This window comes from Pseudomonas sp. C321, assembly GCF_055407105.1.
Genome location: NZ_JBUZRB010000005.1, coordinates 380,071 through 400,975 on the forward strand (window position 1 = coordinate 380,071; position 20,905 = coordinate 400,975).

At 59.9% G+C, this 20,905-nt stretch carries 20 protein-coding genes; 13 read left to right on the plus strand and 7 right to left on the minus strand.

Going from position 1 to position 20,905, the window contains the following annotated elements; all coding sequences use genetic code 11:
- The first annotated feature begins 67 nt into the window (after window positions 1-67).
- The 5 genes from ACZRJ6_RS17525 (at window position 68) to codA (ending at window position 5,093) form a co-directional block, all read left to right on the plus strand.
- Window positions 68-1,147: a patatin-like phospholipase domain-containing protein gene (locus tag ACZRJ6_RS17525; protein ID WP_463969335.1), complete on the plus strand. Its 1,080-nt coding sequence runs from the start codon at window positions 68-70 to the stop codon at window positions 1,145-1,147.
- 77 nt (window positions 1,148-1,224) lie between these two features.
- Window positions 1,225-1,581 carry a 6-carboxytetrahydropterin synthase QueD gene (gene queD, locus ACZRJ6_RS17530; RefSeq protein ID WP_019692825.1) on the plus strand — a complete coding sequence of 119 codons (357 nt, stop codon included), beginning with the start codon at window positions 1,225-1,227 and terminating at the stop codon, window positions 1,579-1,581.
- A gap of 111 nt (window positions 1,582-1,692) precedes the next feature.
- Window positions 1,693-2,316 (plus strand): NUDIX hydrolase, encoded by a 624-nt coding sequence (locus ACZRJ6_RS17535; protein ID WP_463969334.1) that lies wholly within the window; start codon window positions 1,693-1,695, stop codon window positions 2,314-2,316.
- Between the two features lie 206 nt (window positions 2,317-2,522).
- The gene (gene codB, locus ACZRJ6_RS17540; protein WP_463969333.1) at window positions 2,523-3,791 is read left to right on the plus strand and encodes a cytosine permease; all 1,269 of its coding nucleotides are present in this window, start codon (window positions 2,523-2,525) and stop codon (window positions 3,789-3,791) included.
- A 66-nt stretch (window positions 3,792-3,857) separates the two neighbouring features.
- Window positions 3,858-5,093 carry a cytosine deaminase gene (codA, locus tag ACZRJ6_RS17545; RefSeq protein WP_463969332.1) on the plus strand — a complete coding sequence of 412 codons (1,236 nt, stop codon included), beginning with the start codon at window positions 3,858-3,860 and terminating at the stop codon, window positions 5,091-5,093.
- Window positions 5,094-5,095: 2 nt separating this feature from the next.
- On the opposite strand, the gene ACZRJ6_RS17550 is transcribed toward codA, so the two are convergent.
- The 6 genes from ACZRJ6_RS17550 to ACZRJ6_RS17575 form a co-directional block, all read right to left on the minus strand.
- On the minus strand, window positions 5,096-7,252 hold the full coding sequence (locus tag ACZRJ6_RS17550) for a lipase family protein (protein ID WP_463969331.1): 2,157 nt from the start codon (window positions 7,250-7,252) through the stop codon (window positions 5,096-5,098).
- Window positions 7,253-7,264: 12 nt separating this feature from the next.
- Window positions 7,265-8,059 carry a hypothetical protein gene (locus ACZRJ6_RS17555; RefSeq protein ID WP_463969330.1) on the minus strand — a complete coding sequence of 265 codons (795 nt, stop codon included), beginning with the start codon at window positions 8,057-8,059 and terminating at the stop codon, window positions 7,265-7,267.
- Entirely contained in the window at window positions 8,052-8,900 is an 849-nt protein-coding gene (locus ACZRJ6_RS17560) for a DUF4123 domain-containing protein (protein WP_463969329.1), read from the minus strand. Before ACZRJ6_RS17560 ends, ACZRJ6_RS17555 begins: the two co-directional genes overlap by 8 nt.
- On the minus strand, window positions 8,900-10,945 hold the full coding sequence (locus ACZRJ6_RS17565; RefSeq protein ID WP_463969328.1) for a type VI secretion system Vgr family protein: 2,046 nt from the start codon (window positions 10,943-10,945) through the stop codon (window positions 8,900-8,902). Before ACZRJ6_RS17565 ends, ACZRJ6_RS17560 begins: the two co-directional genes overlap by 1 nt.
- 336 nt (window positions 10,946-11,281) lie before the next feature.
- Window positions 11,282-12,262, minus strand: a complete 981-nt coding sequence (locus tag ACZRJ6_RS17570; protein ID WP_463969327.1) for a diaminopimelate epimerase — start codon at window positions 12,260-12,262, stop codon at window positions 11,282-11,284.
- Complete coding sequence (locus tag ACZRJ6_RS17575; RefSeq protein WP_463969326.1) at window positions 12,259-13,020, minus strand: FadR/GntR family transcriptional regulator; 762 nt, start codon at window positions 13,018-13,020, stop codon at window positions 12,259-12,261. The genes ACZRJ6_RS17570 and ACZRJ6_RS17575 overlap by 4 nt, the downstream gene beginning before the upstream one ends.
- A gap of 234 nt (window positions 13,021-13,254) precedes the next feature.
- Here ACZRJ6_RS17575 and ACZRJ6_RS17580 point away from each other — a divergent pair, with 234 nt between their 5' ends.
- The 7 genes from ACZRJ6_RS17580 to ACZRJ6_RS17610 are packed head-to-tail and all read left to right on the plus strand — an operon-like array spanning window position 13,255 to window position 19,453.
- On the plus strand, window positions 13,255-13,995 hold the full coding sequence (locus ACZRJ6_RS17580) for an SDR family oxidoreductase (protein WP_463969325.1): 741 nt from the start codon (window positions 13,255-13,257) through the stop codon (window positions 13,993-13,995).
- Between the two features lie 28 nt (window positions 13,996-14,023).
- Complete coding sequence (locus ACZRJ6_RS17585) at window positions 14,024-14,869, plus strand: ureidoglycolate lyase (RefSeq protein WP_463969324.1); 846 nt, start codon at window positions 14,024-14,026, stop codon at window positions 14,867-14,869.
- Window positions 14,870-14,889: 20 nt separating this feature from the next.
- Window positions 14,890-16,167 carry an L-fuconate dehydratase gene (locus tag ACZRJ6_RS17590; protein ID WP_463969323.1) on the plus strand — a complete coding sequence of 426 codons (1,278 nt, stop codon included), beginning with the start codon at window positions 14,890-14,892 and terminating at the stop codon, window positions 16,165-16,167.
- Between the two features lie 37 nt (window positions 16,168-16,204).
- Window positions 16,205-17,065, plus strand: a complete 861-nt coding sequence (locus ACZRJ6_RS17595) for an amidohydrolase family protein (RefSeq protein WP_463969322.1) — start codon at window positions 16,205-16,207, stop codon at window positions 17,063-17,065.
- Complete coding sequence (locus ACZRJ6_RS17600; RefSeq protein WP_463969321.1) at window positions 17,062-17,835, plus strand: L-fucose dehydrogenase; 774 nt, start codon at window positions 17,062-17,064, stop codon at window positions 17,833-17,835. The genes ACZRJ6_RS17595 and ACZRJ6_RS17600 overlap by 4 nt, the downstream gene beginning before the upstream one ends.
- Window positions 17,832-18,179, plus strand: a complete 348-nt coding sequence (locus ACZRJ6_RS17605; protein ID WP_463969320.1) for an L-rhamnose mutarotase — start codon at window positions 17,832-17,834, stop codon at window positions 18,177-18,179. The genes ACZRJ6_RS17600 and ACZRJ6_RS17605 overlap by 4 nt, the downstream gene beginning before the upstream one ends.
- A 50-nt stretch (window positions 18,180-18,229) precedes the next feature.
- A complete protein-coding gene (locus ACZRJ6_RS17610) occupies window positions 18,230-19,453 on the plus strand; it encodes a sugar MFS transporter (protein ID WP_463969319.1) in 1,224 nt (407 codons plus the stop codon).
- A gap of 50 nt (window positions 19,454-19,503) precedes the next feature.
- Here ACZRJ6_RS17610 and ACZRJ6_RS17615 read toward each other — a convergent pair whose 3' ends face one another.
- Window positions 19,504-19,755 (minus strand): hypothetical protein, encoded by a 252-nt coding sequence (locus ACZRJ6_RS17615; RefSeq protein ID WP_463969318.1) that lies wholly within the window; start codon window positions 19,753-19,755, stop codon window positions 19,504-19,506.
- Between ACZRJ6_RS17615 and ACZRJ6_RS17620 the strand changes: the two genes are divergently transcribed.
- Window positions 19,745-20,896 carry an MFS transporter gene (locus ACZRJ6_RS17620; protein WP_463969317.1) on the plus strand — a complete coding sequence of 384 codons (1,152 nt, stop codon included), beginning with the start codon at window positions 19,745-19,747 and terminating at the stop codon, window positions 20,894-20,896. The two genes, ACZRJ6_RS17615 and ACZRJ6_RS17620, sit on opposite strands and share 11 nt — an antisense overlap.
- The last annotated feature ends 9 nt before the right edge of the window (window positions 20,897-20,905 follow it).

A 20,905-nucleotide genomic window follows, 5' to 3' on the forward strand; every position in this document is an offset into this window, starting at 1 on the left:
CTAAACACCTTGCCCTCAAACGTGCGAGATTTTCTATACTGCCCTGCTCGCGTCAAAAGAGAACGGTATGACCGCTATTCACATCAAGTTTCCAGCCCTCACGCTCAAGGCCGGCAAGCGCGCCTTTTCGCGCATTCGTGAACAAGGTTTGAAGCCGGTTGATGTCGGCATTCTCCCCGGCGCGGCAGGTGGCCCGAAAGCCCTGGGCATCCAGGGCCTGGACCTGGCGCTGTTCGGTGACTGGCTGGCACGGGAACCCCGGGAGCGCTCACTGATCGGCGCGTCCATTGGCTCCTGGCGCTTTGCCAGCGCCTGCCTGCCCGACCCTGTGCAAGGCCTGCTTGACCTTGGCCGCTTGTACAACGAACAGCGTTTTGCCAAGGGCGTGACCATGGCCGAGGTCAGCCAGAGCTGCCAGCGCATGCTCGATGACCTGCTGGCCGGACGCGATGCAACGCTGCTGACCAACCCCCTCTATCGCCTGAACATCGTCGTGGTCAAAAGCCATGGGCTGCTGGCCGACGATCACCGTGGCCGCCTGGGCCTCGGGTTGTCATCGGTGATTGCCGATAACCTGCGGGGCCGTGCACGGCTATCACGACACTTTGAGCGGCTGATCATCCACGACCCCCGCCAGGCACCGCCGCTGCACCCGCTCAAGGATTTTCCCTCGCGTTTTCTCGACCTGGACACGGGCAACCTGCGCCAGGCGCTGCTGGCATCCGGTTCGATCCCGATGGTCATGCAAGGGGTGCGCGACCTGCCGGGAGCCGGTGCCGGAACTTACCGCGACGGCGGCCTGCTGGACTACCACCTCGACCTGCCCTACCAGGGCGATGACATCGTGCTGTACCCGCACTTCACCGACCGGGTCATCCCTGGCTGGTTCGACAAGGGCCTGCCTTGGCGACGTGGCAGTCAACAGGGCCTACAGAATGTATTGCTACTGTCACCGTCGAGGGAATACCTGGCCCGCCTGCCCCACGGCAAACTGCCAGACCGTAGCGACTTCAAGCGTTTCATGGGCGATGACGCGAGCCGCAACAAATACTGGCAAGCGGCAATGAGCGAAAGCCGTCGATTGGGCGATGAGTTTCTGGCGTTGGCCGATAGCGGACAATTGGGTGAACGCCTGACGCCCCTCTGATCAGCCGGTGTGCCCTGCGCCGGATCAAGCTGTTAAACTCGCCGCCTGCCAGACACCTGACCGAGCTGAAAAACACTGTGGAAATTTTTAAAGAATTTACCTTCGAGTCCGCCCACCGCCTGCCTCACGTGCCCGAAGGCCACAAATGCGGGCGCCTGCACGGCCACTCGTTCAAGGTGGCCATCCACCTGAGCGGCGACCTCGACCCGCATACCGGCTGGATCCGCGACTTCTCGGAGATCAAGGCGATTTTCAAGCCGCTCTACGAGCGCCTCGACCACAACTACCTCAACGACATTCCAGGCCTCGAAAACCCAACCAGTGAAGTGCTGGCCAAGTGGATCTGGAATGAGTTGAAACCGTTGTTGCCGGAACTCAGCGCAATTCGGATTCATGAAACGTGCACCAGTGGCTGCATCTATCACGGCGAATAAGCCGGCGTTGTGAAAAACCACCTTTATAGGTGGTTTTTTTATGCCTGCCGGCCTTGCTCCACAGGCCAGCAGCGATTAAAACGGGACTTCCCGGCATTCAAGGACCCCACCATGGAAAACACCTGGCTGGCTCAGGCCAAACGCCTGCAAGCATTGGCCTCAACAGGGTTGCACTTTTGCAAGGATGACTTCGAGCGTGAGCGCCTGGAGGAAATCGCTCATATTGCCCACAGCATGCTGGCGCAGTTGGGTAACTTGCCGCTGGAGCGCATCACCGGGCTGGTCTCGGACTTTGCCCAGCGCTATTCAACGCCGATGATTGATGTGCGCGGTGCGGTGATCGAGGGCGACCGTATCCTGCTGGTGCGGGAACTGACCGATGGCTGCTGGGCATTGCCCGGTGGCTATGCCGATATCGGTTTGTCGGCCGCTGAAAACATCATCAAGGAAATCCGTGAAGAGGCTGGCTTAACCGTCACCGTACGGGCGCTGTACAGCGTTACCCATAAAGCCAAAGGCTTATACCTGCCCGATGTTCGGGACTTCTACAAACTGTACTTTCTCTGTGAGCGAATCGATCAGGCCGCACCAATGGCCGGTTTCGAGACCACGGATGTCGGCTTCTTCAGTCTGGATGACCTGCCGCCACTGTCACGGGGCCGGACCATTGAGAGTGATCTTGAGGCAGCGTTTGCGTTTCATCGCGGTGAGACGACTCACACCCTCTTCGATTGAGGCAACGGGGCGGTGATCCAATTTGTATCACCGTCGCACCGCTTTCGCGCCTGATCGGGCAGAAAGTACAACTATTCCCACCGAACGCCCCTGCTTGGCTATAAATACTGTGCAACCTGCACAGCAAGCACCGTGCGCCTCTCACTGCCGCGCAATTGGCACGACCGGTGCAACAGGCCTGTGTCACTCATTCAAGGGAAAGGCACATGACGCAGAAAGAACCGGGCAACGATTACCCTCTCAGCGAAGTACCCATGCACGCGCGCAAGGGCCTTGCCTCCACGGCCATGGTGCTGCTGGGTTTCACCTTTTTTACCGCGACCATGTTCGCCGGCGGCAAGCTGGGAGTGGCCTTCAGTTTTACCCAGATGCTCGGCGTCGTGGCACTGGGTAACCTGCTGTTGGGTATCTATGCCGCAGGCCTGGGTTACATCGCCTTCAAGAGCGGTTTGAACTCGGTACTGATGGGGCGCTTCTGCTTCGGCGAAGTGGGCAGCAAGTTGAGTGACCTGATCCTCGGCTTCACCCAAATCGGCTGGTACGCCTGGGGCACCGCCACCGCCGCCGTGGTGCTGGGCAAATATTTCGAATTGAGCCAGGGCAGCGTGCTGGCATTGATGGTGCTATTTGGCATGGTGTTCTGCGCCACCGCCTACGTGGGGTATCGCGGGCTGGAGATTCTGTCGTATATCGCGGTACCGGCCATGTGCATCCTGCTGTTTCTGTCGATGTGGGTCGCCACGGTGAAAGTCGGCGGGCTCGACGGATTGCTGGCCGTGGTGCCCACGAGCGAGTTGGGTCTGTCCACGGCCATTACCCTGGTGTTCGGCACCTTTGTCAGCGGCGCAACCCAGGCCACCAATTGGACCCGATTTTCCCGCTCGGCCAAGGTGGCGGTGCTGGCCAGCCTAATTGGCTTCTTTATCGGCAACGGTCTGATGGTGCTGATTGGCGCCTATGGTGCCATCGTCTATCAGCAACCAGACGTGGTGGAAGTGTTGCTGCTGCAAGGTTTCGCCCTGGCGGCAATGGCCATGCTGCTGCTCAATATCTGGAGCACCCAGGACAACACCATCTACAACTTCGCCGTCGCCGGTTGTAACCTGCTGCGCACCCGACGCCGCAAGACCGTGACCCTGATCGGCGCGGTGATCGGCACGCTACTGGCGCTGCTGGGCATGTACGACATGCTGGTGCCTTACCTGATTCTGCTGGGCACGGTGATTCCGCCGATTGGCGGGGTGATCATGGCCGACTTTTTCTACCGTTATCGCGGCCACTACCCACGCTTGGCCGAGGCCCGCTTGCCGGCGTTCAACTGGCCTGGGCTGACGGCCTACGCGGTTGGTACCGTGCTGGCATTCAACTCACCATGGGTGGCACCGTTGGTGGGGATTGCCGCCGCGTCCGCAACCTATATCATGCTGACCGCCCTGCTGCGGGTACGCGCACCGTTGGCTGACGCCCAGGTATGAGCCTGACCCTGGCGGATGTGCTGGCCGCTGTCGCCTGATTGTTTTTTGCCAAAGAGGAACTTGCCCATGCACATCATCAACGCTCGCCTGCGCAACCGTGAAGGCTTGCATGATCTGCACCTGGAATATGGCCGGATCGCCAGCATCACCCCACAAGGTGCCGCACCGACACTGAGGGCGGACGACCTGGATGCCGGCGGCAACCTGGTGGTGCCACCCTTCGTCGAGCCGCATATCCACCTCGACGCCACCCTCACCGCTGGCGAGCCGCGCTGGAACATGAGCGGCACACTGTTTGAGGGCATCGAGTGCTGGGGCGAACGCAAGGCCACCATCACCCAGGAAGACACCAAGACTCGCGCCAAAAAAACTATCCAGACCCTGGCCGCCCATGGCATCCAGCATGTGCGCACTCACATCGACGTCACCGACCCGGACCTGACCGCGCTGAAGGCCATGTTGGAAGTGCGCCAGGAAAGCACGCACTTGATCGACCTGCAGATCGTCGCTTTTCCCCAGGAAGGCATCGAGTCCTACCGCAACGGCCGCGAACTGATGGAAGAAGCCATTCGCCTCGGCGCCGATGTGGTCGGCGGTATCCCGCACTTTGAGTACACCCGCGACCAAGGCGTCAGCTCGGTGAAGTTCCTGATGGACCTGGCCGAGCGCACCGGTTGCCTGGTGGACGTGCATTGCGACGAAACCGACGACCCACATTCGCGCTTTCTTGAAGTGCTGGCCGAAGAGGCCCGCAGCCGAGACATGGGCAGCCGGGTTACCGCCAGCCATACGACGGCGATGGGCTCCTACGACAATGCCTACTGCGCCAAGTTGTTTCGCCTGCTAGGGCATTCGGGTATCAGCTTCGTCTCCTGCCCCACCGAAAGCATTCACTTGCAAGGGCGCTTCGACAACTTCCCGAAACGCCGAGGCGTAACCCGAGTCAACGAATTGCTGGAAGCCGGCATGAATGTCTGCTTCGGCCAGGACTCCATAGTCGATCCCTGGTATCCACTGGGTAACGGCAACATCTTGCGGGTGCTCGAAGCCGGGCTGCACATCTGCCATATGCTCGGCTACCGTAACCTGCAAAGCGCCCTGGACCTGGTCACCGACAACAGCGCCCAGGCCATGGCACTGGGGGATCGTTACGGGCTGGAGCCGGGGCGTCCGGCCAACCTGCTGATCCTTTCTGCCGACAGCGACTACGAAGTGATTCGCAGCCAGGGATTGCCGTTGTACTCGATTCGCGGGGGCAAGGTGTTGATGAAGCGCCAGCCCGCCCAGGTGGAGTTTTTGTAGCTTTACACGATCGAATCGATATCCAGGGTTTGCGCCCTTCCCGGTCCCCAGTCGTCAGCCGGTTGCGGCGGGATACTTGCCACTTGCGACAGTTCGCGGTTCTCCTGATGGGTAAACCAGCGTTTCAGGCAGGGCTGCAGTATTGGGGATTGGGCGTGACTGCCGTATACATCCCGGACTTGCAGCCGGCGCCAGCGTAGTGTTTCCAGGCGTTGACGGGCGGTGTCCAGGCGGTCGACTTCGAGACTCAAGGCCTGGCTGTCCTCGTAGCCTCGCTGGTTGGCAGGACGGCGCAGATCCAGCTCACGGTTCTTGTCCCGAAGTTGTTGCTGCATGGCGGTGAGGGCCTGTTCGATTCGCTCAAACTCCCGAGGAGTCACCAGCGTACCGCGGGCGTCCAGGGTTTGTTGCCAGCGACGCAGGGTGGCCCAGGCCGCCGGGATGTAGCTGGCGACCATAAAGTGCTGGCTGGATTGGACCAGTTGCTTGATCAGGTTTGCTCGATCAGGCATGTCTGCGTTGAGTCGCAAGGCGCGATTGCAGGCTGCCTCCTCGATGGATTCACAGCCTGGGGTCCACAAGACAGAGGACTGAGTGCCGTCCGGCAAGATGATCGGCATGAAATGTTGTTGCGCGCCGTGATGTTGATAGGGGTTGCCGTTCAGGCGCACCAGCCCCAGCGCAAATAGCAGGCCGCCGGCTGCAGGATGGCTGAACAGCGCCACGGCACCCGGGACCCAGAGTTTGGCAGTGGTGTTCATCCAGGGTGCCGGGACGCTGGGGACCGGGTCGTTGTGATTGACGATGCGGTGGTGTACCAGGGCGGTGGCGCCGTTGGTGAACTCAGAGTCGGCGGCGCGCGGGGCGCCGTAGGTGTAGAGGAGGATGTTGTAGTGGACATCTTGGGTTCTGCGCAAACCCTCCGCGAGTAACAAGGCGATCGCGCCACCCAGGCTGTGGCCACAAATTACAATGCGTTGCCCTGAATAAAATTGGTCCAGATAACGCAGCACAAAATCGCGCATGGCTTGATAAGCCTGATAAAACCCTTCATGGGCTTTCCCTACCCCACTAACGAATGGAACCTGATGGGCGTTCGCGTCACGTATCCCATCGGCACCACTGGCCGTGCCCCGTACCGCAATCAGGATCACTTCATGGTGATGGCAGATAAATGCCTGCGTATCAGTACCTCGCTCAACATCGTCGAAAAAGTGCAGCTGCGCAGGATGCTCCTGTTTATTCCCCAACTCCGGTCGATTTTGCGCATACAACTCGGGATCAAACGGCAAAATTTCAAAGCGTTGTGAGTACGGCACATCTTCATACAACGGGTAAAAGCATTGCACCTGGGCGGGATCAACTTTCCAGGCCTCCTGATAACCCGCTAATTTTTCCGCAAAGAGATGACCAACGCTCGGGTCCAGGGGAAAGCTCACCTGATCCACCGGCTGAGTCGCAGGTTGCTGACCGAAATCGCAGTAACTGAGGGTTGCCATCAGGGCCAACTGATACAGATTCAAAGCGCAGAATTGGTCATCGGTTGACAGTATCGGGCGCAGTGCTCGCAGCGGGCGAACTTCCAACACTGTGTGTTGATTGGGAAACAGGACCAATCCTGCCAGTGATGGTTGAGGTGGTCCGAACCCTAGGTCTGCCATCATTTTCAGCGCATGCCGCTGAGGCTGATGAGTCCGCGGCGCCGGTGGCGGCAGGTGCGCAACGTGCCGGACTAAATCGCGCACTTCGACCTGATAGAACTTGTCCGCTTGCTGCCGCGCCGGATTGCTCTCTGGGCGCTGAGCGTCGGCACGAGAAAAACGGGTATGTTCGGCACGGACTTGGAGTTCGGTGATGGGTAATGGATACCTATCGCGGCGCTGCAGAACTCCGTGGTAATCCTCACCTGCCAAATAGGCTGCATCGAAGATCACTACCACGGGACCGCGATATTGATTGTCCAGCCGTGCAAAACCGTTTCCGTTCAAACGTCCCGCGTGTTGCTGCCCTGTGCTGTCGAATACCTTATAGGCAAGGCCTCCGTAGGCGTTCCCATCACCCGAGTCGTCCACAAGACAAAAACTCAGCCAGCATCCACGCAACGGACAAACCGGCATTTTTCCGCTAAAAAAAGGTTGCTTCCATTCTTCAAGAGCCATGGCCGAATATCCTTATTCAGTGCACGTTGGATAAATATTGCATAGACGCCCATCAGGCATTTTGAAAGGCTTGAAATCAGTGGTATTTCCCCGACAAAACGCGTATTGATCTTCTAGGTTTCTCCCCATGCAACGCTTCCAGCCCTGGGGAAAGCGAACCCAATTGTCTCCCATGTAAGGTCGCTCCTCCTCCGTAACGGCCAACACCATCCTCACTGTGTTTCCCCTCAGCTCATCCCACTGCACAAGACCACCTGCTCGGCCTTTATGCATTTGTCCGTCGACATTCAACGAACTGCACCTCATGACCTTCCTGATCGCGTGTAACGGCCCTGACGTCCGAAACAACCACTGACACTGCGCCGCCAGCTCTTGAACACCCGACGCAGGCATTCCGGGCATATCAGTCTCCAACCGATCCAGTACATTTATATAGGCATAATCCCCACCAACCGCTGACCAGTGCTCGCCCCACTTGCCATAAATATCAAACGTAATACTGCCCAATACCAACGGACAGCCATTCACCTGCTCCGTCAACGGCACGTCAAAACTGACCCGATTAGCTACCGGTTTGCCAGCCGTATCGAAAACCTTGAACTCCGGCCGCTTGCCCCGACGTTTGGGCAACGTGCAGGTCTCGCCTGTCGCGGGACGATAAACCGCGTCGCCTCTGAATCTAAAATTCGCCGGCAGATCGACCTCCAGGTTGAAACTGTCAGCAGGCTTCAACGCACATCCCGATATAGCAAACACAGCACTGACGAGCAGCATCCGTCTTACGATCACCGTGATCTGCTCACTCATGACATTTCTCTCCCTGCGACCGACGCCACTGCTCAACCACCCGCTGAAAATGATCCGCGGCCACCTCCTCCGGCATCGACTGCCAGCGAATTACAGCTGTTCCAACTGCCTCAGCCAGACGTTGAACCACCAGAAACTCCAGCTGTTCCGGGCTTTGCCACTGCCAGATACGTGCCTGTTCCAGCACGTTGTTCAACCAGACTTTCGGGTCTTGGTGTTCTGCCAAACGGGAGAGGTCCTCACTGTGCTCAGCCAACAGATAGCGCAAAATATTGGTCTGCAAAATCGTCATGGCCTGAGGGTTCGGTACTTTGAGCCAAGGCGCAGGATCAGGCACCGGATACTCACCCGGCATCGGGTTGTCGGCACTACACCAATGCTCACCCTGCCAATAACACACGCTGATAAGTGACCCGAGAAAGGCGGGCCATTGCTGGGTTGGCAGGTGGGCCAAGGCTCGCGCCAAGGTGCGGTTATCATGAAAGCGGTACAGTGCCTGGCTTCCCGCTGGCCCCACCAACAGCCGCTCACGCCAATGCCGGATAACGGCGCCCAAGTCGTCATCGGCCAGACTGCCCAACCATCCCCAATGGGTTTGCGGGGCTTGCAGCAAGGTTTGCAGCGCGGGCTCGCTGATAGTTTCGAGCAACAGGATAAGCGGACCATTTGCCGCCAACTCCGCCACCGCAGTTTCACTATAGAAGCTGCGGTATTGCGACAAGGTGCGGCTCGCCAGCAGTTGCTGACGGGTTTCGAACGGGGCCACATCTTGTAGTACCAGGCATAGTTGGTGCCCTGCCTGCTGCTGTTTAGTCATCCACTTGCCAAGGGTGATATCCATCAGGCCACCCTCCCCATCGGCTCACACACACCTTCCCGGCAACGCACACACACCGGGCAGAAGTCCGCTCCCAGTTGCCTGGCCAACTCCATGATTGCGCCTTGTGCAACAGCAACTTTCGCACTGGTTGCAACGAGTGGCGCCAGCGCCGCTACATCACCCGGCGCCAACGGAGTTGCCGACCGCGTAGTGCCAGGCATTCCGCCAAAGGTAATGGGTCGGCTGCTAAAAATGCCCCCCGCCTGAATCAGCAAATGCTCACCGCCCGCCTTTAAGCTCAACTGCGCACCGGCATCGATCACCAGGCTGGCGCCAGCCTTGAGATGAACCTGTTGCCCGGCTTCGATTATCAGGGTCTGGCCAACATGGGTCTGGCTGTTGCCATGCACCTGTAAATGATCATCCGCCTCAAGCCGGACTTTGCGATCACCGACCCCGCTACGATGCTCCTCAGCCTGGAGCGTGACAGTGCTCAATCCATGAATGGTTTCCCGGCGCTCGCCCGAAACCTCCAGGCGGCTGTCGTTGCCGATGACCTGTTCCATATCCCGTTGAGCCCGCAGGTAGACAAGCTCCTCGCCACGGCGATCTTCCAGATGCAATTCATTGGCGCCACCGGGCGGGGAACTGCGAGTGCGCAAGACACTCCGGGTCTTGTGTTGCGGCAACGGATAAGGCGTGGTTTGCCGGGCGTTGGGCAGGCAGCCATTGATCAGCGGCTGGTCCGGGTCGCCCTCCAGAAAGGTCACCAGTACTTCCATCCCCACCCGCGGGATCATCACGGCGCCAAAGCCGTCGCCCGCCCAACCTGAAGCCACCCGAACCCAGCAACTACTCTTGTCGTCATCCTTGCCGGCCCGATCCCAGTGGAAGCGAATCTTCACCCGACCATGCTGGTCGCAATGCACATCCTCACCCGCAGGCCCCGTGACAGTGGCGGTCTGGCTCCCGCTGATGCGCGGCTTGGGGTGTTTGAGCGGTGGACGGAAAGGCGCACGCCAAGGCGTCGCGGTGAATCGGTTGCGGTAGCCGTGGAAGGCGCCGGTGTCCGCGGTCGCCTCCTCCAGCACTTGGGGTTGGTAGCCTTCATGACGTACGCCGGTCACCAGCCACAGGTCGTTACACGACGCCTGTGGATGATCCTGCAATTGGAGAAAGTGCCCACTGCGCAACGCCGACTGATCGCTCTTGCCCAATGCCCGATGTCGGTCCCGCTGATGCCGCTCCAGCCCGCGTCGAGCCAGTTGCGCACCGCGCTGATGGCCGGTGAAACCCGCCGGGTAATAAAAGTCCTCAAGGACCTCACTGGATAATGGCCCGGCCTGATCCTGCAGGTGCAGGGACGGGTGCTCGAAATCGTAGTCCCGCCGCACCACCTGGCGACTACGGGTCGAGAGACGTACATCAAACCGCTGGATCACCCGTTGCTCGGCCACCAGCCCGCCCCTGGGCCGATAACGCTGCGCCGCCAGCCGGCGGAACACCGTCTGGTCATCACCGAACACCAGCATATGGCCGTCCGGGCTATGACGCAGGTGGTAATGAATACCCTCCTCTTCACACAACCGATGGATGAAATACAGGTCGGTTTCGCCGTACTGCACACAAAATACTCTCGGCGGGTAGACCACGGGGCCCAGCTCGAACGTATACGCATCCGCCAGGATGCCGTGCTGTTCCAGCACCGCCGCAATGATTTGCGGCACGCTGCGCTGTTGGAAAATCCGTTGGTCGCGGCGATGGGTGAGATACGCCAGGCGCGGTGCCAGCGTCAGGTGATAACGGGTTAACCGCTCACCCGTTTCATCCCGGCCAATGGCGTAGATCTGCCCGTGAAGGCCTTCACCAGGGTCCCCGAAATCCAGGTAAGCGGGCTGGTGCAGGAAGCTTTCCAGGTCCAGGGAGGGGTTTTCGCTGACCAACTGTACATGGATGGAAAAAGGTTGATTGATGGATTCACTGCCCTTGAAGGCAAGTACCTGAAAGTCATTGGCCAGCCCCGCAATGATCAGTTTGAAACGTGGTGCAACAAACGCGTTAAACATCCATTGTTACCCGCCATTAATTACAAAACTAAAATAACGCCTCCTACACAACCGCGCACAATGCTGTTTAAACATTGAAATGCACGGATGATAAAAAGCGTCTGGACGGCGTTAATCATAGCTATTTCAGGCAAAATTCGGCCTCTGCAAAATAAAACAGAAGTTTCGTACAACGATATTGGAAGTATCTTTTATTAAATAGAGAAATGCAGCCAAGTAGCCAGCATTGAACAATAGGAAAAGTCTTACGCCATTATTCACATTGGAAACTTAACCATTAGGAATTAACTGAGCGCACTCATTAAACCGAAAATAACCCTATACAACGTCCAGCCCTCAAAAATCCTGGCGCCGCGCCGTTCCAAACAGGCTGACACTACTCAACTCACCCTCATGCTCCTCAAGCCGAACAGGTGCCGTGCCACCCGGCATGACCACCGCCACCGCTCCTGCCGCAACCCAGCCCACATGCCAAGCGGCACAGGCCACCGCGCTGGCACTGGTGCCGGAAGACGCTGTGGGCCCTTCGCCACGCTCGAATACCCTGGCCATCAGGCGATTGTCAGACTCGCGGGCCACCCATTGCAGGTTGACCCCGGCCGGACAAGGTCGTCCCACGCCAGCGGGAGGTGCGAAGGCGACAGCCATCAACGGCTCAAACAGCGCCGGTTGCAGCATCTGCTGATTGCTCGGCAGCGCCGAAGCATCAGGCACGAAGGTCACGCAATGGGGATTGCCCACCCGCACAAACTGACTGCGATTCCACAGGGGATTGAGCCTAGAAAGCCCTGGGACATGGCTCGGTCCGCTGCTGTTGAGCACCAGCGACGGCGCACCCACTGCCAACGGCCCGAACTCAGGCCGCCCCAGCGCCAACCAGAAACCCTGGACCTCTTCGAGAAGTGCAGGCTCGACCCATGTCACCACCGGCGACAATGCATCCGCCTTATCGTGATGGACTCGCAACTCACACGCCCCGGACATCAACCCCTCATCAGTCAGCGCCTGGGCAAATATCGTCAAGCCATTGCCACTGCGTTCGGCCAAGGTGCCGTCGGTGTTGACGATCAACAGGTCAAATGGCGGCGCGGCCTGAAACGGCCCCACCAACAGGCCGTCACAACGATGGGTCTTGGCGTCCGGCGGGCGCGGCAACGAGCCCCAGCCGCACTCGGATGCGATGGCCGCCAGCGCCCAGGCCTGCCGAGAACCGGCGGCCAGGACGGCGGTGGCCGGCAACTCTATGCCCAGCTCACGCAGCACGGCCGGGCTGACCACCCCATAGATATTGCCGCGCGCGTCGTAAAAGCGGGTCATTGCGCCGTCCGCATAAAGATCCGCACCACTTCCTCCAGATGCTTGCGCATGGCCTGGCGGGCGCCTTCGGCATCCCGTTGTTCCAGGGCGTCGAGGATGCGGCGGTGCTCGTCTTCGGAGCGATGGGGCATGTCGTCAGATGTGTAGTGGGCCTGCAAACGCTGGAACATGCTGCCGTAGCGATGTCCCAGCAGGTGCGCGATCATCAGTGCATAGGCCGGGTTGCCCGATGCCTGGGCGATGCGGATATGGAATAGGCGATCGCCGGGATGGGTGTGGGAACCGTCACGGTTGTCCTGGGCGTTGCGCTCGAACGCCTCGCGGATACCCGCCAGTTCTTCGTCGGTAGCGTGCTTGGCCGCCAGGGCGGCGGTTTCCGGCTCGATCAGGCGACGGGCCTGGAGCAGGGAAAACGGCGGGATCTCGGCGTTGAAGTCGACGTGCAGGTTCAGCTCCGGATCAAATTCCTTCCATTGGTCACGGGTGGCCTGGGCCATCACCGGTTCCTGGCTGATTTTCGGTTGCGCCGGTTCACAAACCAACACGCCGTTGCCGACCCGCACGTCCACCAGGCCGATGACCTCCAGAGCAATCATCGCCTCCCGCACCGAGGCGCGACTCACCCCCAGTAATTTGGCCAATTCCCGCTCCGCCGGTAGACGGCTGCCAGGAGGAAATTCGCCGCTGTCGATCAAGGCCCGCAACTGGTCGGCAATCTGACGATAAAGGCGTTGGTTATCAATAACTTGAAATGGCATCTAGGCTCAGCTCGGTTCACGCACAGCACGCCGACTGGGTTCAACTTGCAAAAAAGCCGCTTGTTGACCGGGAAGTCTCGTGCTAAAAATTGGACCAATGGCCTGACCATTGGATCGTTTCCAGTGCAGTGATCATAGCAAACTCGCAAGGATTGGCTATGGGCTACGTCGAGGCTAGCTACGCCCTTAATGGCCTGACCATTGAGCCAATAATAACAATCAAGGGAGTCTGTCATGGACCTCACCGGTAAACGCGTGCTGATCACCGCTGCCGCCCAGGGCATTGGCCGTGCTAGCGTCGAAGCCTATCTGGCTGCTGGCGCCGAGGTATTTGCCGCCGACATCAATCAACAGGCACTCGCTGACCTGCCTGGCGCACGTACCGTGCTGCTGGATGTAACCGATGCAGCCGCCATCCAACGCATCGCTGAACAGTTGGGCCCGATGGATGTGCTGTTCAACTGCGCCGGGGTGGTCCACGCCGGCAATATCCTCGAATGCCCGGAAAGTGACTGGGCGTTTGCCATGGACCTCAACGTCACCGCCATGTACCGCATGATCCGCGCCTTCCTGCCCGGCATGTTGGCCGCAGGTGGCGGATCGATCATCAATATGTCGTCGGTAGCCTCCAGCATCAAAGGCGTGCCCAACCGCTTCGCCTACTGCGCCAGCAAGGCAGCCGTGATCGGCCTGACCCGCTCGGTGGCCGCCGATTTCGTCACCCAACGTATTCGCTGCAACGCCATCTGCCCCGGCACCGTTGAATCGCCGTCACTGCATCAACGCATCGCCGAACAGGCCACTCGCGAAGGGCGGCAACAGGATGAGGTATACGCCGCATTCACCGCCCGCCAGCCAATGGGCCGCCTGGGCACGCCGCAGGAAGTTGCCCAACTGGCGCTGTACCTCGGCTCTGACGCCAGCGCATTTACCACCGGCACCACGCAGATTATCGACGGCGGCTGGAGCAACTGACCGCCCCACCTTTATAAGAGGATTGCCCATGAAATTGTTGCGCTATGGCGAAAAAGGCCAGGAACACCCGGCCCTGCTGGATGCGGATGGCCAGTTGCGAGACTTGTCGGCCCATATCAGCGATATCGCAGGTGACACCCTGCTGCCGCACACTCTCGCCCGCCTGCAAGACCTTGACCCCGCCAGCCTGCCGTTGGTGCCCGGCAACCCGCGCCTGGGTGCCTGTGTCGGGCAAGTAGGAAAATTCATCTGCATCGGCCTGAACTACGCCGATCACGCAGCGGAAACCGGTGCGCCAATCCCTGATGAGCCGATCCTTTTCAACAAGTGGACCAGCGCCATCGTCGGCCCCAACGACAATATCGAAATCCCCCGCCACTCACGCAAGACCGACTGGGAAGTGGAACTGGGCGTGGTGATCGGCCAAGGCGGACGCTACATCGACGAAAGCCAGGCCATGGAACACGTGGCTGGCTACTGCGTGATCAACGATGTCTCCGAACGTGAATTCCAACTGGAACGCGGCGGCACCTGGGACAAGGGCAAGGGCTGCGACACCTTCGGTCCACTCGGGCCGTGGCTGGTGAGCCGCGATGAAATCGCCGACCCCCATCAACTGGCGATCTGGCTGGAAGTCGACGGGCATCGCTACCAGAACGGCAACACCCGCACCATGATTTTCCAGATCCCCAAGTTGATCAGCTACCTGAGCCAGTTCATGAGCCTGCAACCCGGAGATGTGATTTCCACCGGCACGCCACCCGGCGTCGGCCTGGGGATCAAGCCTATGCCGGTGTACCTCAAGGCCGGGCAAAAAATCCGCCTGGGCATCGAAGGCCTCGGCGAACAGAACCAGATCACCGTCGACGCCTGACAAGAGCCAAGGAGCCGTTCATGACCACTGTTACCGCGATTCTCGTCGAAGATATCCGCTTTCCCACATCCCAGTCCCTGGACGGCTCCGACGCCATGAACCCGGACCCGGACTACTCGGCCGCCTACGTGATACTGCAGACCGATAACCCGGGCCTTGAAGGCCACGGCCTGACCTTCACCATCGGCCGGGGCAACGAGATTTGCTGCGCAGCGATCAAGGCCATGGAAAACCTGCTGGTGGGCCTGACTCTGGAATGGATCACCGCAGACATGGGCCGCTTCTGGCGCCATGTCACCAGTGACAGCCAGTTGCGCTGGATCGGTCCGGACAAGGGCGCGATCCATCTGGCCACCGGCGCTATCGTCAACGCGGCATGGGATTTGTGGGCCAAGGCTGAAGGAAAACCCCTGTGGCGCCTGGTCGCCGACATGAGCCCGGAGCAGTTGGTGCGTTGCATCGATTTTCGCTACATCACTGACTGCATCACACCCGCCGAAGCCCTGGCCTTGCTGCGCCAGCGCACCGAAGGCAAGGCCGAGCGCATGGCCGACCTGCAAGCCAATGGCTACCCCTGCTACACCACCTCGGCGGGCTGGCTCGGCTATGGCGATGAAAAGCTGCGACGCCTGTGCCAGGAAGCAGTGGACGCCGGTTTCAACCACGTCAAGCTCAAGGTCGGCCACGACTTGCAGGATGATCTGCGCCGCGTGCGCATCGCCCGTGAAGTGCTGGGGCCAGACCGGCAACTAATGATCGACGCCAACCAGGTGTGGGAAGTTGACACTGCCATCGACTGGGTGCGGGAATTGGCATTTGCCAAACCCTGGTTTATCGAAGAGCCCACCAGCCCCGACGATATCGAAGGCCATCGCAAGATTCGCCTGGCCGTCGCACCGGTCAAGGTGGCGACGGGCGAGATGTGCCAGAACCGCATCATTTTCAAGCAACTGATCATGCGTGAAGCCATCGATGTGGTACAGATCGACGCCTGCCGCTTGGGCGGGGTCAACGAGGTGCTGGCGGTGATGCTGATGGCCGCCAAGTATGGCTTGCCAGTGTGTCCACATGCCGGTGGCGTCGGGCTTTGCGAATATGTGCAGCACCTGTCGATGATCGATTACCTGTGCATTGCCGGTACCCATGAAGGACGAGTCATCGAGTTTGTCGATCACCTGCACGAACATTTCGAAGAGCCTTGCGTGGTTCGTGGTGCGGCCTATATGCCGCCCCAGGCGCCGGGTTTCTCGATCCAGATGAAAGCCGCGTCCCGGGAGCAATTCCGCCACCGGCCGTGACCTGAACCGCACTTTGAATGGACGGAGCACAATAATAATGTCGTCCCCATCACTGCTCAGGCTCGATGCGCACCAGCATTTCTGGCGCTACCGAGCCGCTGATTATCCGTGGATCGGCGTACCTGAAGCCGGCCTGCGCCGGGACTTTATCCCACAGGATTTAAAGCCCTTGCTCGACGCCGCTGGCCTGGATGGCTGCATCGCCGTGCAAGCTCGCGCCGGTGAACAGGAAACCAACGCGCTGCTGGAAATGGCACGGCAACACCCGTGGATATTCGGCGTGGTGGGTTGGGTCGACCTGTGCGACCCAGCCCTTGAACAGCACCTGCATCAGTGGCGTGACCAGCCCCCACTTAAAGGCTTTCGTCATCAGATCCAGGATGAGCCCAGACCGGCGACGTTCATGGCTGATCCAGCCTTTTCCCGCGGCCTGCAGCAGTTGCAACAGCAGGGCTACGTTTATGAAGTGCTGATCCGCTGCGCCGACCTAAGCGCCGCCACTGCCCTGTGCCAGTGCCACGACCAGCATCATCTGGTACTCGATCACCTGGGCAAGCCGGACATTGCCAAAGGCCCCGGCGCCTGGGCCGATCACCTGGCACCCTTGGCCGCCCTGCCCCATGTCAGTTGCAAACTGTCGGGCCTGCTGACCGAAGCCGGACCCGGTCAACGTAATGCCCAGACGCTGCGGCCGTTTATCGAACTGGCCCTGGAGCTGTTTGGCGCCGAGCGCCTGATGTTCGGTTCCGACTGGCCGGTGTGCCTGCTGGCCGGCGAGTACGAAGGCACCTGCCAATTGCTGGAGCAGACCCTCGACCAGTTGTCCCCCAGTGAACACCAGGCTATCTGGGGCGGCACCGCCCAACGGGTCTATCAACTTGAAGGAAACTGCCCATGAATCTGCACTTGCAGGACCGTGTTGTGATCGTCACCGGCGGTGGCTCGGGGATTGGCGCGGCCATTTCCCTGGGGCTGATCGCCGAAGGGGCGATTCCGGTGATTTTCGGCCATCAGCCTTTATCCTCCGCGTTTTGCGCACAACTTGAAGAGCAAGGCCAAAGTCATTTCGTGCGGGTCGAGTTGCGCAATGAAGAGGCTTGCCGTGGGGCAGTCAATGAAGTGTTGCAGCGCTTCGGGCGGATCGACGGGCTGGTCAATAACGCCGGAGTGAATGATGGCGTGGGCCTGGAAGCGGGCCGCGGGGCCTTCGTCGAGTCCCTGGAAAAGAACCTGATTCACTACTACTTGATGACCCACCTGTGCCTCGATGCGCTTAAGGCCAGTCGCGGGGCCATCGTCAATATCAGCTCCAAGACCGCCCTCACCGGCCAGGGCGGCACCAGCGGTTACACCGCCGCCAAGGGCGCGCAATTGTCCCTGACTCGGGAGTGGGCGGCATCGTTGCTGGAACACGGCATTCGGGTCAATGCGGTGGTACCCGCCGAAGTACTGACGCCGTTGTATCAGCGTTGGATCGACGGCTTCGACAACCCCGAGGACAAGCTGGCCGCCATCGTCGAAAAAATCCCGTTGGGCAAGCGGATGACCACGCCGGAGGAAATCGCCGACAGCGTGTTGTTCCTGCTCTCACCCCGCGCCTCCCACACCACCGGGCAATGGCTGGTGGTGGACGGCGGCTACACCCATCTGGACCGGGCGCTGACGTGAGCGGCCAACGCTACTGCCTGGCCCTGGACCTGATCGACGACCCGGTCCTGATCGCCGAATACCAACAGTTGCATCAACGCATCTGGCCAGCCGTGGCCGAGCATCTGCGCAGCCAACAGGTACTGGACATGCAGATCTGGCGCCTGGGTACGCGGCTGTTCATGGTCATGGGCACCGGGCCCGATTTCAGCTTCGACGGGATGGACAGGGCCGCCCGCGACAACCCCGAGGTGCAAGCCTGGGAAACCTTGATGTGGCGTTTCCAGACGCCCACGCCATGGACCGCTGCCGGCGAAAAATGGCAGCCCATGGAGCAGATCTTCAGCCTGATGGAACAACCGTAACCCCGCTGCATCGCACGCCTTGATCCAATAAAAACAACAGGAGAAGCGTCATGTTAAGCAAAGACACACAAGTGGCAGACGGCGCCCGCGCCGTGCCGACCTATCGCTGGGCGCTGATACTGGTGACCAGTCTGTTCTTCCTTTGGGGCTTGTCCTACGGGCTGCTGGATGTGTTGAACAAGCACTTCCAGGAAACCCTGCACGTCAGCAAAGCCCAGTCTGGGCTGTTGCAGAGCGCCTACTTCGGCGCCTATTTCCTGATCGCTCTGCCGGCGGGCCTGTTGATGGATCGCCATGGCTACAAGGCCGGGATCCTTCTGGGCTTGTGCCTGTATGCGGCCGGTGCGCTGCTGTTCATGCCGGCAGCGGCGGCGGCCAGTTTTCCGTTTTTCCTGCTGGCGCTGTTCGTCATCGCCTGCGGCCTGGGCTGCCTGGAAACTGCGGCCAATCCTTACGCCACGGTGCTGGGCGAACCCGAGGGTGCCGAGCGGCGGCTGAACCTGGCGCAATCGTTCAACGGCCTCGGCCAGTTCTTCGGGCCGCTGATTGGCGGTGCAATGTTTTTCAGTGCCGGCAGCACACCCGCCTCAGACATGAGTTCGCTGCAAACCACCTACGTGGTAATCGCGATTCTAGTGTTGCTGGTGGCGGTGCTGATTGCCCGCACGCCACTGCCGGACTTGCGCGCCCAGGAGCAGGCGCTGCAACCGGCTGCCGGCAAGGGACTGTGGCAGCATCGGGAGTTTGTTGGCGGCGTTATCACGCAGTTTTTCTACGTCGCGGCCCAGGTCGGTGTCGGTGCGTTTTTCATCAACTATGTCACTGAGCATTGGGCGCAAATGAGCAGTCAGCAGGCCGCGTATCTGCTGTCGATTGCCATGCTGGCCTTCATGTTTGGGCGTTTCTTCAGTACTTGGTTGATGGGGCGGGTCAGCGCCCAACGGTTGCTGCTGATTTACGCACTGATCAATATCGCCCTGTGCGCATTGGTGGTGATGGGGCTGGACGGTGTGTCAGTGATTGCGCTGATCGCGGTGTTCTTTTTCATGTCGATCATGTTCCCGACGCTGTTTGCCATGGGCGTGAAAAACCTCGGCCCTCATACCAAGCGTGGCAGTTCGTTCATGATCATGGCGATTGTCGGTGGCGCGTTGATGCCTTACCTGATGGGCAAGGTGGCCGATCACAGTTCGGTGGCCATGTCATACCTGTTGCCGCTGGGCTGTTTTGTGATTGTTGCGGTGTATGCCCGCAGCCGGTTGCGTCAGGGATAACGCAGAGGGTTCATCTGGAAGGTGGTAATCCACTGCAAGAAGCCCGGGGTTCACCAGTTCCCAAGCGGATTACGCACCTTCCAGATGACCTCATACAACAAGCGGGTAAGTGCCATACAGATCAGTGATACATGAGTGGCTGGGAAGCTGAATAGTGTTCCATCCCTATAAAAATAAAGATCCATTGCCCCCTGTCCCGGCAAACCGGGGGAACCCTGCTCGCTCGATACGGCCTGATATGCAAGGATGTTGCGCTGCACATCGTCGTTGAACGCAAAGCCAAGGATTTTCATGACCGCCATCAGCACCCCAGCACCCGTGCTCCCCGGGCGGTTGGAACAAATGTCGACCCGCATCGCCTTTTTCATCGCAGGCTTCAGCATTGCCGCCTGGGCGCCGCTGGTGCCTTACGCCAAGGCCCGCGCCCAGCTCGATGAAGGCACCCTCGGTTTGTTACTCCTGTGTCTGGGGGTAGGCTCAATCATCGCCATGCCGGCCGCAGGTGCCCTGGCGTCACGGTTCGGTTGCCGGCGAGTGTTGATTGGCGGGACGATTTTGATCTGCCTGGCCCTGCCACTGCTGGCCACTGTCAGTTCGATCCCACTGCTGATGGCTTCGCTGTTTCTGTTTGGCGCCGGCCTTGGCACCGTGGATTCCACGGTCAACCTGCAAGCGGTGATCGTCGAGCGAGCCAGTGGCAAAACCATGATGTCAGGCTTCCACGGGCTGTTCAGCCTGGGCGGTATTGTCGGTGCGGCGGGTGTGAGCGGATTGCTGGGGTTGGGCTTGTCGCCGCTGCAGGCAATCCTGGTGGTCATCGTGATCATGGTGGTAGCGCTGCTCAAGGCGGCGCCACACTTGTTGCCCTACGGCAGTGAAAGCTCGGGGCCAGCCTTTGCCATTCCCCATGGCGTAGTGCTGTTTATCGGTTGCCTGTGTTTTATCGTGTTTCTCGCCGAAGGCGCAGTGCTGGATTGGAGTGCGGTATTCCTCAGCGCCGAACGCGGTCTGGACGAGGCTTATGCGGGGCTCGGTTATGCCGCATTCGCCTTGACCATGACTGCGGGGCGCCTGACGGGAGATGCCATCGTCCGTCGTCTGGGCGCCACCAAGGTCATCATTCTTGGCGGGGCTCTTGCGGCCCTCGGCATGCTACTTGCCACCTTTTCCTCCGACTGGGCAATGGCATTGCTCGGCTATGCGCTGGTAGGGGCAGGAGCCTCCAATATCGTGCCGGTGTTGTACACCGCCGTCGGCAAGCAGAATGTCATGCCTGAACATATCGCCGTGCCGGCCATCACCACGCTGGGTTACGCGGGCATCCTCGCCGGACCGGCATTGATCGGATTTGTCGCTCATGGCAGTAGCTTGAGCACGGCGTTTCTGTTGATTGCGCTGTTGCTGATGGGTGTGGCAGTCAGCGGAAAAATCCTGCGGGTTTGACAGCTCAGC